This is a genomic window from Alkalihalobacillus bogoriensis ATCC BAA-922 (assembly GCF_000621445.1).
Classification (GTDB): domain Bacteria; phylum Bacillota; class Bacilli; order Bacillales; family Bacillaceae_F; genus Bacillus_AO; species Bacillus_AO bogoriense.
This window is the reverse complement of record NZ_KK211279.1, coordinates 23651-40536: the sequence shown is the minus strand read 5'-3', so window position 1 is coordinate 40536 and position 16886 is coordinate 23651. Positions and strand designations below refer to the sequence as shown.

Here is a 16886-nt window from a genome sequence, read left to right as displayed (position 1 = left end):
TAAGGAGAGCACCTTATGTTAGTAGAATTACATCGTGAGCGCTTTTTTCAAGTCACTTCGTTTTTTGAAGGAAAGATATACTATATACCAGCGATGACAGTATTGAATGGAGAATACCCAGGTCGTGTGTTTGTTGACAATGTTCATAGACCAACAACGGTGGTCGTCATTGCTATTAATCGTTGGGTGTATATTGAAGGGACGATTCCTATGGAGTTAGAAGGAAGACTTCTTTTTAATATGGAAAGGATATTAGCTTTCGTTGGTGAAGATATTGATCGTTTTGAAGTGTATGCCAGTAATAAAAAAGAATGGGAAAAGGAGTTTCTCGTACCACATCGCCGTTATCATGCAAAAAAGCATTATGAGTCAACATATACATTGGATAAACAGGAATTTTATCAAATGAAATCTAAGTTAGCAGCAAAAGACAACCTATCTATTCACATTGAACGTTTTCCTTTGCTACCAAAGAAATATGCCGTTTCCGCTTACTCGCATTATTTACAAAAAACGAAAATTGGAGCGAGAATAAAAAAAGGAAAAAATACGGTTACGATTTGTAAAAATAACGGCTTTGAATACGAGAATTACTTTTTTATTGACGTTGATACATTTCAAGAAGAAGACAGAGGTAAAGGATATGCCTCTATTGCAGCAACACTTGTGATTGAATATGAGTTAGAACGGGGATTAGAACCTTTATGGGAAACGACAAATCATAATGAAGCTTCTCACCGTTTAGCAATGAAACTAGGGTTTAAAAAAGAGGTATCTTATCCTGTCTATACGTTTTATAAAAAAGAATCGAAAGACAAAGAGAACGAGTAAGTCAAAATGTTATGACTTACTCGCTTTTTTAGTAGATAAATTGAAGTTATACTAAATATACTTTTGCCTCATATGGCTTTAATGTTAATTTGGTGCCATTAAGCTGTTCTTCATCATCATTTGTAATAAGAATTTGTCGTTGTTCATTTGCAAAAATGTCGGGGATGGTAATTGTTGTTGTATCACCATAAAAATTACAAGCTACAAACAATGTTTGTTCTTTGAAAGACCGAGTATATGCGAACACTTGCGAATGGTCCTCTTGCCATATATCATAAGAACCATAAATGATGATGTCATTTGATTTTCGCGTGTGAATAAGTTTTTTATAATAATAAAAAACAGAATCTTTATCTTCGAGAGCTTGTTTGACATTAATCTCAGTATAATTTGGGTTAATGTTTATCCACGGTGTTCCTGTTGTAAATCCACTATGTTCACTATCATCCCATTGCATTGGTGTTCTAGCATTGTCGCGTCCTTTTATATAAATACTATTCATGATAACGTCTTTGTCTACACCAGCTTCCAGTTTTTCATTGTACATATTAATGGTTTCAATATCTTTATAAGCGGAGATGTCAGAAAATTTAACATTAGTCATCCCGATTTCTTCACCTTGATAAATATAAGGAGTACCTTTCATCATATGAAGTAGAGTTCCTAGCATTTTAGCCGATTTGTTCCGGTACTCTTTGTCATTTCCAAACCTTGATACAATTCGTGGTTGGTCATGGTTATTCCAATATAAGCTGTTCCAACCTTGATTTTCTAACCCTTTTTGCCAACGTGATAAACTCCATTTTAAGTCTGCTAATTGTAATGGTTTTACATCCCACTTTCCATTACCAGAATCTAAATCCATATGTTCAAATTGAAAGAGCGTATTCACTTCATTTCGGTCTTCTGCTGTATATAGAACAGCATCTTCTGGTGAGACACCAGGTGTTTCTCCGACTGTGAGAATATCGTATTTTGATAATACTTCTTTGTTCATTTCTTGCAAAAATTCATGAATTCGTGGACCGTTCATAAAAAACTCATGGCCAGAGCTATACTGTTCACCAGGGACAGAAGGAGCATCAGGTAACCCTTTTTCTTTTGAAATCATGTTAATGACATCCATGCGGAAGCCGTCAATTCCTTTCTCAAGCCACCATGTCATCATGTCATAAACTTCTTTTCGAAGTTGAGGGTTTTCCCAGTTTAAATCGGGTTGTTTTTTTGAAAACAAGTGGAGAAAATACTGTTCAGTTGCTTCATCGAATTGCCATGCTGAACCACTGAAAAAAGATGACCAATTGTTCGGTTCTTTCCCGTCTTTTCCATCTCGCCAAATATAATAGTCGCGATACTTATTCTCTTTTGATTTTCTAGACTCTACAAACCAAGCATGTTCATCTGAACTATGATTGACGACAAGGTCCATAATTAATTTAATCCCACGGTTATGCATTTCCTCAAGCAAACGCTCCCAATCTTCCATTGTTCCGAATTCATCCATAATGGCTTGGTAATTACTAATGTCGTATCCATTATCATCATTTGGTGATTCATAAACGGGAGATAACCAGACAACGTCTATTCCTAACTCTTGTAAATAATCTAATTTAGATATGATTCCGTTTAAATCTCCAATCCCATCTCCATTACTATCCATAAAACTTCGTGGATAGATTTGATATACAACACTTTCTTTCCACCAATAACGTTTTTCCATTTTCATTCACTCCTACCATTTTCTTATGAATATTTAATACATGTAAAGCTGTAAGGAAGGGCATCAATAACGCCTGATGGCGATACCGTTGCATTGTTCCAAATATCTTCTCCTTGTTTTTCCTGATAATCTAAAGGAACAGGAATCTTTTGTTGGTTAGCGCTAGCATTTAAGAAAAATAGAATGTCTCCTTGTTTAACCTGTTGTCGATACACAATGCTGTTTTCTTCGTCATTTGTATAGAGGAACATTGGAGATTCGGTAAACCGATAAGTTTTTCGTAATGATATAAGCTTTTTGACAAAATGGAACATATCACCATCTTGGCGGTCTTTCTCCCAAATCATACATTCCCGACAACCAGGATCGGTTTCCCCGCTCATCCCAATTTCATCACCATAGTAAATACAAGGTGTTCCTGGTAAGGAAAATTGAACGACTTTTTGTAATTTTACTTTGTTTTTGTTTCCGCCACTTAATGTTAAGATTCTTGCTGTATCATGGCTTCCGAGAAGGTTAAAGGCAACTTCATTCACATTATTCGGGTATTGATTAATAACCTTTGTAATGTGGTGGGAAAATTGTGTTGCTGTTAAATTTTCCTTGGCGATATATTCTGTAATTGCCGTTGTAAAAGGATAGTTCATGACAGCATCAAATTGGTCTCCTTGTAACCATGGCAGTGCATCATGCCAAATCTCTCCTAATATATATAAGTCCGGTTTAATAGCTTTCACGGCTTTTCGAAATTCTCTCCAAAACGCATGGTCAACTTCATTTGCTACATCTAACCGCCAGCCATCAATATTAAATTCTTCAATCCAATACGCTGCAACGCGTAGTAAATATTCTTTTACTTCCGGATGTTCAGTATTCAATTTTGGCATTTGTGGAACAAAAGCAAATGTATCATAGTTTGCCCTTGGTTTTGTTTGAACTGGAAAACTATGAATATGGAACCAATCCCGATATTTAGATTGTTCTCCATGCTCTAAGACATCTTGGAAGGGTTCGAAATAAAAACCACTATGATTAAATACAGCATCTAACATGACTTTTATCCCTTTTTCATGGCAAGCATCTACTAGCTTTTTGAATGTTTCTTTGTCTCCGAACTGAGGGTCAATTTCCATGTAATCAACCGTGTCATATTTGTGATTAGAAGGTGCTAGGAAAATAGGGGTGAAGTAAATTCCGCTAATTCCTAAATCAACTAAATGATCGAGGTGCTCGATAATCCCTTGAAAGTCTCCACCAAAAAAAGAAGAAGAGGTTGGTTTACTGCTTCCCCACTCAAGTGTGTTGTTTGGATTGATGGAAGCATCTCCATTTGCAAAACGTTCCGGGAAAATTTGGTACCAAATGGTATCTTTAACCCAAGAAGGAGCTTGGAAAATATCAATATGGTTGAGGAAAGGAAAAGCAAAATAAAATCCAGAATCTGATGGCGGGTCACTAAAAAATCCTTTTTCAGTAAGGATAAGGGTTTCAGTTGCATCTGTTAATCTAAACCCATAGCGTAAACGCCGAAAAGGAGGGGACACTTCACATAACCAATAGTCATATAGTTCATCTGAACCGTGCTTTTTGATGGGGATTTCAGCTAACTCCCACTTTTGCTTTTCTACATTAAAATCAAACGGATCAGCAAAAAGTAGGTCGACAGTTTTTACATCATGTTTTTTAGTGCGTAAACGAATATGTAATGTTTTTTCATTGTATGCATAGGCATATTCGTTTTTAGGACGGTGATAGATGGCTTCTTTATTCAAGAAACTCACTCCTTTTATAATGTAGTGGATAAGTGACTACTTACAGATACGATAGGAGAACTACATACTTGTTGTCAAGCGTTTGCATAAAATAAAAACCGTAATCTCTGTTAAAATATGTTGATAGGATAAGAGTCTTGTGTTTATAATAAGTAAAAAGAACTACTTCATTTGCGCAAACGATTTCGTATTCATTTTTTGAGGGGGAAACAACATGTGGAAAACGGTAAAAAAGAAAATGGAACAGCAAACGAAAAGGTTTTGGGGGAGGAAAATTTCGATAGATTCGCTTAAAAGTAAACGCTTTCCTTTGGTGTTCAAACTATTAATTGTTGTCATCGGGATTGTATTGATTAGTTCTCTTTCTGGTGTGTTTCTGCTGGCAAGTAATAATACGGTCCAAAAAGAAGTTCAAAATTTAAATCAACTAACTACAACAAAAGATCAGTATACGAATATAAATAACAGTATAAATCAAATTGGATTAATTCAATATGATTTATTGACTGATGGTTATACTGATACAAGAGTTAGAGTTTTAAAAGAAGAAATAGAAAAAGTAGATACCGAGCTTAAAGATATTGAAGAATTTATGACGCAAAGTGATGATATCGCTAGTTATTATCAGCATCTTCAATCCGGGTTTGACCAATTTGTATACATATATGAAAACTTATTGGCGGAACCTTTTGTGGGAGAAAGAGCGAATCGAGTTAGAGTCGATGCTTCACAAAGAATAACAAAAGCCCTCCAAACAACAGAAGGGGCCCATTCAAGGATTCAGCCGTACTTCGATAATGCATTTGATGAAAATGTGGCAGTTGTGAATGAAGCACTCAAAAGAAATCAACAAACGCTATTTGTAACGGTGATTAGTATTGGGTTTGTATCTCTTCTTATCCTAGTTTTATTTGCAAGAAATTTAAACGCAGGAATTTCGCTAATCCTTAAAAGAATTGAAGCCTATCGAAATGGTGATTTTACATTTGATGCTAACATGACAAGACGTGATGAAATTTGGGATATTAATGAAGGTTTAAAAATAATGGCTGACCAATTAACAGATTCATTGCACTCTAATATAAAAGCGAGTGAGGAAATGCTTGTTGTTTCCAATGATGTAACAAATCGAGCAAAACTAAATCAAGAAGCAACTGGAAAAATTGAAGAGTTGGCTGGATTATTCCGTCAAGATGCGCAAAAGCAATTAGACCATGCAACATCAATATCAGCTGTTACTGAGCAATCATCAGTTAGCTCACAAGAAATTGAATATGCGGCTATGTCCATTAATAAGAAAATGGTTGAAATGAACGAAGGAGCAAAAGATGGATCATCTCAAATGATTGAAATGAGTAAAACGATAAAAGCTGCTTCCGAAGAAACGAAAGCACTATCTCAAAATATGAAAGAAGTCGTTTCAAGTATGGATGAGGTTTCTAAATTTATGACCGATATTGAAGGGATAACAGGTCAAACGAATTTGCTTGCTTTAAACGCTTCGATTGAAGCAGCAAGGGCCGGCGAAGCAGGGAAAGGATTTTCTGTAGTCGCAAATGAAATCCGGAATTTATCAAATCAAACAAATTCATTTTCAGAGCAAATTAAAACTATTATTTTACGAACGCAAGGGAATACAGTTCAATTTATGGAACAGTTTGCAACTTTCGAGCAAATCGTGCAATCGGTTGTCTCTACATCTGATGAAGTGCGAGAAATATTTAATGAAATCAGTAAAAAAGGTTCAAACTTATCAGTTGAGAACAAAGAAATAACCGAAGCGATTCAAGCGATTTCCACGGGTTTGCAAGAAGTGGCAGCTTCTACAGAAGATTTAGTAGAATCAGCTTCCGTTCTAGTTGAAAGGTCAGAAGAAATAACAGCTTGTACAACAGAACAAATCACAGTTTCTGGTGATTTAGTTGGGAATATGAACCGTTTGGAAGCTGTTGCAAATAAAGTGAAAGAGAGTACAAAAAAGTTCACAATTAATTAAAAAAAAATTAAAAAAAGCATTGTTATTTATAAATATAGGCGCTATAATGTAAATAAATAGTGCAAGCGATTTCATAGAACATCTATCAAATCGCAATTTTTTTACATGACTGTGCAAGCGGTTGCCTAAGAGTTAGATAGGTAGAGGGCATAGTATTGTAAAAAAACACTTGGGTATGATACTTAGTGATATGCATTATTTAACACAAAAAATTAGGGGGAAAAGAACATGTTTAAGAAATCTTCATTTTTAACATTGTTGGTAATGTTACTCATCTCCATGGTTTTAGTTGCTTGTGGTGGAGATGATGCTGGAGAAGAAACACCTGCACCAACAGAGCCTGGTGATGACCAAGAGCAAGTAGCTGAAGGGGATGCACCTGAAAAGCCTGAATCATTAACAATTTGGGTTAATGACAATGAAGGACAATTAGCAGCTACAAATCAAATCATTGAGAATTATACTGAAGAAACAGGAATTAATATTGAAGTCGTTCCAATGAACTTTGATGACCAAGTTGATAACCTTTCATTAGACGGTCCAGCTGGTCAAGGTCCAGATGTATTTATGAATCCTCATGACAGAACTGGTGGAATTACTTTACAAGGGTTAGCAGCAGAACTAAATATTCCTGAAGAAGTAGCTAATACTTACTTCCAAAATGCTTATGAGTCATTCCAGATTGATGGGGAGCAATATGGAGTACCTATCAAAGTTGAAACATACGCTTTATACTATAATAAAGAACATTTAGAAGAAGTTCCTGAAACAATGACTGAGTTAATGGAGTTTGCGAAAGACTTCACTCAAGGAGATCAATATGGATTCCTTGCAAACCCTGGCGACCTTTACTTCATGAAACCATTCTTAACTGGTCCTGGTGGATATATTTTCGGTGGGGAAGCTGGTGCACTTGATGCTTCAGACATTGGTTTAAACAATGCTGGTGCTGTTGAAGGTGGACAACTAATTCAATCATGGGTTACTGATGGTTTAATGCCTGCAGATATGAACTTAGATAATGCTGCAGCGATTTTTGAAGATGGTAGGGCTGCAACAATTCTTAACGGACCATGGGCACTAAACGGTTTCCGTGATGCTCTTGGAGAGAACTTAGGAGTTGCTCCATTACCGAAGTTTGATAATGGTGAAGTTCCTGATACATTCTCAGGTAACCACGGATGGTTTGTTTCTTCATTCTCTGACAACACTTATTGGGCAACTGATTTCATTATCTATTTAACAAATGAAGCAAGCCAACAAATCTGGTTTGAAGTTGCTGGTGAAATTCCTGCTAACCAATCTGTAGCAGAATCAGACCTAGTAGCAAATGATGAGCATATTGCAGGTTTTGTTGAGCAGTTAGCATTTGCTGAGCCAATGCCAAATATCCCAGAAATGTCTCAAGTTTGGGGACCTATGAACGATTCACTTCAATTAATTTTACAAGGTGAAGATGTTCAAGAAATCTTAGACGAGGCAGTAGATCAAATTCACGAAGAAATTGCGTTACAGCAATAATTGAGAAATGTGGAAGGGAGTCTCTTCCTTCCACATTTTTTATTTATGTAATAAAGAGGAGGGAGCTTACGTGTCAACTACAAGTGCTGATGATAAAAAAGTCAAAAGAAAAAGCGTTCTAATAGCTACCCTATTATCAGTCCTGTTCCCTGGGCTAGGTCAATTTTTTAACCGTAGATTTATAAAAGGTGCAATCTTCTTTTTGTTTGCTGCATCTTTTTTAATTTCATTAAATGGCTTTATTGCTCAAGGATTTTGGGGGATTGTAACATTAGGAACAGATCCAGCAATACATGATTCTCGCTTTTTAATTATTAATGGTATTTTAGCGATTTTCTTAACGATATTTTATCTATTTATATATGGCTGGAATATTAAAGATGCGCATATCGATGCTGAGCGATTAGCAAAAGGTTGGGTTATCCCGTCTATTCGAGAATCTTTCCATAATTCATATGATAAAGCTTTTCCATATTTTTTAGTGTTACCAGGTTTCTTTATGCTACTTCTTACAGTTGTACTCCCGTTATTATTTTTAGTGTTTGTTGGGTTTACAAACTATAGTAGGTATAATGCACCTCCGCGTAATTTATTAGATTGGGTTGGGTTTGAAAACTTTCTTCAATTGGCAACAGTTCCAATTTGGCGTGAAACGTTTATATCCGTATTATCTTGGACGTTAATTTGGACATTTGTTGCTACAACGATTCAAATTGTTTTAGCGTTATTTTTAGCGATAATCGTTAATGATCATCGAGTTCGTTTCAAAAAATTAATTCGTACTGTATTTATACTTCCTTGGGCAGTTCCAGGATTTGTGTCGATTTTGATTTTTTCAGCGTTGTTCCACGAAAGTTTTGGTGCGATTAACCGAGATGTCATTCAACCGATTTTTGGATTGAATATCCCTTGGATGTCGGACCCGAACTGGACGAGAACGGCTATTATTATGATTCAAGTTTGGCTCGGATTCCCTTATGTATTTGCTTTGTTCACAGGTGTATTGCAAAGCGTTTCAAAAGATTGGTACGAAGCAGCTGATATTGATGGCGCTAACGCTTGGCAGAAGTTCCGCCAAATTACGTTGCCGCACGTCTTATTTGCAACAGCACCACTTTTAATCATGCAGTATTCATTTAACTTTAATAACTTTAATATTATTTACTTGTTTAATGAAGGTGGTCCAGCTGTTCGAGGTCAAAACGCCGGTGGTACAGATATCTTGATTTCATGGGTTTATAGTTTAACGTTTGAAAACCAGCAATTCGGAATGGCTGCTGTCGTATCGGTAATTATGGGATTATTCGTTGCAACATTTGCATTCTTCCAATTCAGAAGATCACGTTCGTTTAAAGAGGAGGGACAAATCTAATGAGCAGAAAAACAATATCAATTATGCAACTCACGGGGATATATATCATTATTGCGATTATGTTCGTTGTGATTTTATATCCAATTGCCTGGACATTAGGTGCGTCATTTAACCCTTCTCCAAGCTTAGTTACAGCTTCGTTAATTCCAAACAATGCTTCTTTAGTCCACTATGAGTGGTTGTTTGGTGAAAACAGTCGATACCTAACATGGTATTGGAATACGGTTAAAGTCGCGACTGCGAATTCAATCATCGCAACATTCTTGATTGCTCTTGTAGCATATGCTTTTTCTCGCTACCGATTTGTGGGGAGAAAAAATGGTATGTATATGTTTTTACTTTTGCAAATGTTCCCTGCCATCATGGGGATGGTTGCCCTATATATTATGTTAAGTGTTTTTGGATTATTAAATAGTTTGTTAGGCTTAACGTTAATTTACATTGGTACGGCGATTCCGTTAAATGCCTTCTTAGTAAAAGGATATTTTGATACGATTCCACGCGAGTTAGATGAATCTGCAAAATTAGACGGAGCAGGCCATTTCCGAATTTTCTTTACGATAATGCTTCCACTTGCCAAACCGATCATTGCGGTTGTTGCGTTATTTAATTTTATGGGACCATTCATGGATTTCATTTTGCCAAGGATTTTACTACGAACACCTGAAAATTTCACATTAGCTTTAGGATTATACAACTTAGTTAATGATAGCTACGCTTCTGACTTTAGTCGTTTCGCAGCAGGATCTATTTTAGTTGCTATCCCAATTGCAGCAGTATTCTTATTTTTACAACGTTACCTTATTACAGGTCTTTCTTCTGGAGCGACGAAAGGGTAACAAAATAAGTGAGAGAAATAAATTAGTATGGAATGAAGGATTTCTTTTATAAGAAACGACCAACGCGATAGGAGTATGGGATTCGATATGCCATAAAGTGAGTATGGTGAAGGCAATAAAAAAATAAATGCCTTGTTTCTTATAAATCAATATAGTATGTTCAACTTGAACGGAATCAACTACAGAAACTTTCATTCACATTTTTACCCGAGACAGTGAGTGTTTTTGATAAATATAAGAAAAAGAAAGTCGTACAAACGGCTTTCTTTTTACTACTAGGTAAAAAAGTAACAATTGTTTATAATTAGAAGAAACGCTAAAATATAAGAAGAATGTTTGAGAAGGAGAGATACCGATGGCGATCACAATAAAAGATGTTGCAAAACGAGCCAATGTTGCTCCGTCAACGGTATCACGAGTCATTGCAAATAGTTCCAGAATCAGTGAAAAGACAAAAGAGCGCGTGCGAGAGGCGATGCAGGAGCTTGGATATCATCCGAATTTTAATGCACGAAGTTTGGCTAATAAGTCGACGAGTACATTAGGGATTGTGATGCCAAACTCTGCAAAAATCGCCTTTCAAAATCCGTTTTTCCCAGAAGTTATCCGTGGAATCACAGCAAAAGCACACCAGGAAAACTATGGGTTATATTTATCAACAGGTCAGACTGAGGATGAAATCCTTGATGAAGTAATGGAGATGGTTCATAGTCGCCGTGTTGATGGAATAATGCTTTTGTATTCTAGAGTAGATGACAAAGTGATGCCATTTTTAATAGAACAAAACTTTCCTTTTACATTAATAGGTCGTCCATATCATAATAATGAGTCAGCGGTTACCTTTGTAAATAATGATAATTTCAAGGCGGCCAAAATGGTGACGGAATATTTAATTTTGCTAGGTCATGAAAAGATAGCTTTTGTTGGGGGAAATTTAGACTATGTTGTAACATTAGACCATATGGAAGGCTATAAACAGGCATTAAAAAATGCCAATATCCCTTTAACAACAGAGTATGTAGTTCACCATGATGAAGTTGAAGAGGGTGGACAAGATGCCATTATTGAGTTAATGTCACTCGAACAAAGACCTACAGCCATCGTTGTCGTTGATGATATTATGAGTTTCGGTGTATTACGGATGTTAAATGATATGGGAGTGAATGTGCCAGACGATTTATCTCTCGTTAGCTTCAATAATGTCATGATATCTGAATTGTCATCGCCACCAATGACAACTGTTGATATTCATATTTATGATTTAGGCTACCGAGCGACCGATTTGCTAATTGATAAAATTAAACATCCTGAACAAGAAGCGAAAAAACTAATTATTCCTCATAAATTAGTAAAACGACAAACATGTAAAAAGTATACAAAAAGTTAATATTTAATTTATTAAGTTAGGCTGTCGAAGTATCGGCAGCTTTTTATTTTTTTAGGAAACTACAATATAGTCTACCTGTGTATAACATTGCTCTACTATATTCTTAGATGTAAGTAAGCGGCCATGAAAACCGTTATCTGTGAACATTGCTAGCGTTTTGGAACGTTGGCGGACACAGGAGCAGTTAATCATAATATATTGTTATGAATGAGTTGCTTTTGTGTTAATAAGCGCTCCTGTGGCCGCTAAAAAACGGAAACCCGTATCATGTTCACAAATAGCGGCTGCTCTGACCGCAAAAGTGAGAGATGTGGGATCGATAGAACCTAATTTTGTGTACAAACTATTTTTTCACATGTCCAAACCTTGAATTTGTTCTTTTTGTTCATGAACTGTTTATCATTGACAGGTACCGTCTTTTAATACTTTTGTAAAAAAATAACTTAAAGAATTCTTAACAATTTTCATTGCTACGAAAGCGGTTTTATGATAAATTTGAATTAGCGAAAGCGATTGCATAAATCGTTGTGCAAACTACATTATGCACATTGCTTATTTTTTATCACAATAATGCAATCGTTTGCACTAGTTTTGTTTTTTTATTCTTATAACTGAAAGGGGTTTCAAAATGTTTACAAAACATCGAAAATGGTATTCGTTAGCATTAGCGTTGTTAATGGTTTTTAGTGTTTTTACTAGCTATTTACCTGCAACGGCTTCTGCTCAATCTGATCCAGAATTAAAAAGCCCAGTTGTTGAATCAAATGGGTCAGTGACATTTAATTACAGTAATAATGATGCGCAAAGAGTACGTATTGCTGGAAGCTTTACAGAATGGCAAAGTAATGCGTTAAACATGGAAAAGCAAGATGGGGTGTGGACAAAAACAACCGAGCTCACTCCAGATGTATACGAATATAAGTTTATCGTTGGAGACGATGGGTGGATAAATGACCCTCTTAATCCACAATCGCAAGGTGGTAACAGCAAGTTAGTTGTTCCAGGATTGAAATTAGGACAAGTTTCAACGACAATGCAAGTAGGAAGATCTTATGAATTAAAAGCGGACTTTGTTAATGAAGTAGGTGAAACTTCAGGAGCAGAGGGAGTAACATGGTCGCTAGTATCTGCACCAACTGGTGTTGAATTAACAGGTTCAACGTTAACGATTGGTAGTGATGTGGCAGCAAATAGAGAAGTTAAAGTAAAAGCAGCAAAAGATAACTATGAAACTGTGAAAACAGTAAAAACAGTTGGGGTAATGTATGAATACACGATTAATTACCACAGGTTAGATAATAATTTAGACGGTTGGAATTTATGGATCTATAATAGCGGTTCACAAGATGCTGGCTATACATTTACGAATGTCCATGGTGAAGAAAACTATAAATTTGCTAAAGGAACATTCAGTTTCCCAGAAAATGATATCACAGCTCTTCCTCGTAAGTCAGTAGGAGGAAATGATTGGGCCTCTCAAGATGAACCAGGCAGATTACTTGCCATTCCAAATGGTGAAACTTCATCAGAGTTTTGGATAGTGGAAGGAAAAAGCACTGTTTATACGTCTGAAGCTGCAGCGAAAGCAGCCATTGATGAAATCAATGGCAATGTTCGACCACATATTCGCTTTACGTATGAAAGACCTGACCAAGACTATACGAATTGGGATGTTTGGGTTTGGGGAACAGGTGCCCGAAACGATAACATTGACTTTACTCGTTTTGAAGATGGAAAAGCGATTGCTGAAATTTTTGTCGGACCACAAGCTGAACGAGTAGGCTTTATCGTCCGAACAGCAGGCTGGGATTCTAGAGAGCCAGGTGGAGACCGCACAATTCATGTGAGCAAAAGTGATCCTATCACGAAAGTTCATGTAAAAAGTGGAGAAACAGAATTTTTTACAGTCCCTTCAATTAGTAAGCCAACGATTACAAACGGGAATGCGACATTTCAGTTTAGAGATAAAGATTTATATTTAGCAGATAAAATGGACCAAATTGAAAAAGTTGAATTAGCGTTTGATTTTGATGGAACTGAAGAAAAATTTGAAATGACAAATGAAGTGAAAAATGAGCGCTTTGTGTATACGTTTACTGATTTTCCTTCAGGTGAGTTTGAATATTATTTTTATGTGACAGTAGATGGCGTAACATCGAAAGTGTCTGATCCTTATAATACAGTTAACGGCAAATCAGTTGTCTCGTATTTTAGTTCTGAACTTGATGTTGCTGCCGAAGTAACACCGGCTGCTGTTGATTATAATCAAAATGCAGTTGTGACATTAGATATTACTAGTGAAGAAGAAGTGGAGCTTCGTGAGATTTTTGTTGACCTTCGTGAAGTTGGTGGCAACGAAAAAGTAGCTATTGATACGGAGTTACAAGAGTTAACAATTGCTGTAGACCATAAAACAACAGCAGGTGTAAAAACATTACCAATTACAGTTGTTGATGTTTATGGAAATGAGCATTATGGTGAAGCGGAAGTTACTGTACAAGCACGTCACTCGATTGGTGAAGGGGACTTTGATTGGGATGAAGCCCGTATTTATTTCTTATTAACGGACCGCTTCTTTGATGGTGACTCGTCTAATAATGACCCTTATGGAGTAGGTTATGATACAAGTATGCCTGGTGCATATAAAGGCGGCGACTTCAAAGGGATTACAGAAAGACTTGATTACTTAGATGCACTAGGAATTAATACAATTTGGATTAACCCAATTGTTGAAAATATTGTGTATGATGTTCGTCATGCCGATGACCCACATATTACACCTTATTATGGATATCATGGATATTGGGCAAGTAATTTTGAAGAATTGAATCCACATTTTGGAACGATGGAAGATTTCCATGAATTAATTGATGAAGCCCATGCGCGTGGAATGAAATTAATGATCGATGTCGTTTTAAATCATACAGGTTATGGTTTAAAAGAAGCAGATGCTAGATTAGATGGAACGATTCCTCATTTCCCAACAAATGAAGACCGTGCCCGTTTTGCTGGTATGCTACGTGATGGTGGTTCAGATGAAGTTCGTGGTGAATTAGCGGGACTACCTGATTTTATTACCGAAGATCCAGCTGTACGCGACCAAATTGTCCAATGGCAAGTTGATTGGATTGAAAAGTCCAGAACTCCAAATGGAAATACGATTGACTATTTCCGAGTCGACACAGTAAAACACGTTGAAGATGCAACTTGGATGAAATTTAAAAACGAGCAAACAAAAGTAATGCCTGAATTTAAAATGATCGGTGAGTCATGGGGAGCTCATTACAATGATGACCACGGTTATTTAAATACAGGAATGATGGATTCGTTACTAGACTTTGACTTTAAAAACTATGCCGTGAACTTTGCTAACGGTCAAATCAATAGTGTTGAAAATACGATGAGAGCAAGAAACGAAGTGATTTCTAACGGTGGGACACTTGGTCAATTCTTAGGAAGTCATGATGAAATCGGATTCTTAGACCAACCAAGAATTGCTGGCGATACAGGAAAATTAAAGCTTGGTGCTGCGCTTCAAATTACAGCGAAAGGTCAACCGGTTATTTATTACGGTGAAGAATTAGGATATTCAGGAGAAGCAAATTATCCACATTACACAAATCGTTATGTTATTGATTGGAATATCGTTGAAGGAAATGACATTCATGAGCATTACACAAAGCTTTTAAATGCTCGTAAAGCATATTCCCAAGTGTTCTCAAAGGGTACTCGACAACAGATAGCTGGTTCTGATGCAGAGGGATATACTGCATTTGAAAGAAAATATCAGGATGAATCTGTTGTAGTTGCGATTAATGTTGGAACAGAAGCAAAAGAAGTAACGTTTACAGTACCATTTGCTAGTGGAAATACGGTGACTGATGTTTATGGAAATCATACGTATACAGTAGCAGATGATCAAACAGTTACAGTTACACTACCAGGCCGTGATGCTGGTGGGACAGTGATCTTAGCAAACGGAGTTGTTCAAGACCCTGTTGATGGCACTGACCCAGTAGACCCAACAAATCCAACAAATCCAACAAATCCTAACCCAAGTCCGACACAACCGACTCAGCCAGGGGATAAGGATAGTGACAAAGGTTCCGATAAGGATAAAGATAAAGATAAAAACAAAGGAAAAGACAAAGAAAAGTCACCTGTAGTACCGGTTCCATCTGAAACGACAAAAGGGAAGGTTGATAAGAAAACAGGTACGGTTACTATCGATACAAAGCCTGTTCAAAAGCTTCCAACAAACGGTGTACTTGAAATCGATTTGAAAGATGCAAATAAATTAACAGTCATAACGGTAAAGTTAACTTCTGAACAAGTTAAAGAGTTACGAAGTAAAAACGCAACGATTTCTATAAAGAAAGATGATGTGACAATTGGATTCCCAGCGAACAATCTACCTGGGGACGGTGAAGTTGAGTTTATTATTGAAAAGTATCAAGATTATAAAGGTGCACTTTCTGCAGTGTATGACTTTACTGTAAAACAAGAGGGGAAAAAGATATCTAACTTTGAGTTCCCTGTCACATTAACGTTTAAAGTAGATGCTAGTAAAGTGAAAAATCCGGATAATGTAAAAGTGTATTATTACAATGAAGAAACAGGAAAGTGGGAATTAATCGGTGGTGTTTATAAAGATGGATATGTTACAGCCGAAACAACACACTTTAGTTTATTCACTGTATTTGAAAGAGAGCAAGTAGAATCAGAGTTTAGTGCTCCTGCACCTGAACAAGTAAAAGAGGGAAAAGCATTACCTAAAACAGCAACAAACTTGTTTAATGGGTTAGTACTGGGAACGATTTTACTTCTTGTAGGTATTGGATTCTATATCTATCGTCGTAAAAAACAAATCGTATAATAGAAAAGACTGGTTCATTGAGCCAGTCTTTTTCAACATATAAGAAGGCATAATTTTGGTATAGCAGTGAAGCTTTGAAAGCTTATTCTAGAAATGAAAAGACGCACCGCGTTTTTCTTTAGTTGTTTGTGGTAAGTAAGCGGCCATGAAAACCGTTATCTGTGAACATGGCTAGCGTTTTGGAACGTTGGTGGTCACAGGAGCAGTAAATCATAATAAATCGCTAGGAATAGCGTTGCTTTTGCGTGAATAAGTGCTCCTGTGGCCGCTAAAAAACGGAAACCCGTATTATGTTCACAAATAACGGCTGCTCTGACCGCATAAATGAGATATGGGATGTGTTGGTTGTTATTCTTTCGATGACATATTCTACAAGATGTAGCCGGTGATTTGCAACAAGTACTTCATTTTCATTTCGATCGTGTTTGGAGGCCAATTTTTTAAGCATTACACCTGTTAAGGAGGGCAGGGGTCCGCACTTCGCTTGAAATGAAAAGACACTCCCGCGTTTATTCTGACTGTTACATCAGAATAAAAAGAAAACATATACAAAGACTACTAATAACCATATG

Annotated in this window: 9 protein-coding genes; 7 read left to right on the top strand and 2 right to left on the bottom strand. The window is 36.5% G+C overall.

Annotated features, from left to right (window positions below; translation table 11 throughout):
• Positions 1 to 15 precede the first annotated feature (15 nt).
• Entirely contained in the window at positions 16 to 831 is an 816-nt protein-coding gene (locus tag T323_RS0121275; protein WP_026675082.1) for a GNAT family N-acetyltransferase, read from the top strand.
• A 46-nt stretch (positions 832 to 877) separates the two neighbouring features.
• On the opposite strand, the gene T323_RS0121270 is transcribed toward T323_RS0121275, so the two are convergent.
• Together T323_RS0121270 and T323_RS0121265 are read right to left on the bottom strand one after the other, a co-directional pair.
• Complete coding sequence (locus tag T323_RS0121270) at positions 878 to 2551, bottom strand: glycoside hydrolase family 13 protein (RefSeq protein WP_026675081.1); 1674 nt, start codon at positions 2549 to 2551, stop codon at positions 878 to 880.
• Between the two features lie 23 nt (positions 2552 to 2574).
• Entirely contained in the window at positions 2575 to 4323 is a 1749-nt protein-coding gene (locus T323_RS0121265; protein WP_026675080.1) for a glycoside hydrolase family 13 protein, read from the bottom strand.
• 214 nt (positions 4324 to 4537) lie between these two features.
• Between T323_RS0121265 and T323_RS0121260 the strand changes: the two genes are divergently transcribed.
• From T323_RS0121260 to T323_RS27350, 6 genes are all read left to right on the top strand, one after another.
• Entirely contained in the window at positions 4538 to 6319 is a 1782-nt protein-coding gene (locus T323_RS0121260) for a methyl-accepting chemotaxis protein (protein ID WP_026675079.1), read from the top strand.
• A gap of 228 nt (positions 6320 to 6547) precedes the next feature.
• Positions 6548 to 7840: a sugar ABC transporter substrate-binding protein gene (locus T323_RS0121255; protein ID WP_026675078.1), complete on the top strand. Its 1293-nt coding sequence runs from the start codon at positions 6548 to 6550 to the stop codon at positions 7838 to 7840.
• A 70-nt stretch (positions 7841 to 7910) separates the two neighbouring features.
• Entirely contained in the window at positions 7911 to 9212 is a 1302-nt protein-coding gene (locus T323_RS0121250; protein WP_026675077.1) for a sugar ABC transporter permease, read from the top strand.
• Entirely contained in the window at positions 9212 to 10051 is an 840-nt protein-coding gene (locus T323_RS0121245; protein WP_026675076.1) for a sugar ABC transporter permease, read from the top strand. The genes T323_RS0121250 and T323_RS0121245 overlap by 1 nt, the downstream gene beginning before the upstream one ends.
• Before the next feature lie 355 nt (positions 10052 to 10406).
• Positions 10407 to 11438 carry a LacI family DNA-binding transcriptional regulator gene (locus T323_RS0121240; RefSeq protein ID WP_026675075.1) on the top strand — a complete coding sequence of 344 codons (1032 nt, stop codon included), beginning with the start codon at positions 10407 to 10409 and terminating at the stop codon, positions 11436 to 11438.
• Positions 11439 to 12066: 628 nt separating this feature from the next.
• On the top strand, positions 12067 to 16314 hold the full coding sequence (locus T323_RS27350) for an alpha-amylase family glycosyl hydrolase (RefSeq protein ID WP_051556659.1): 4248 nt from the start codon (positions 12067 to 12069) through the stop codon (positions 16312 to 16314).
• The last annotated feature ends 572 nt before the right edge of the window (positions 16315 to 16886 follow it).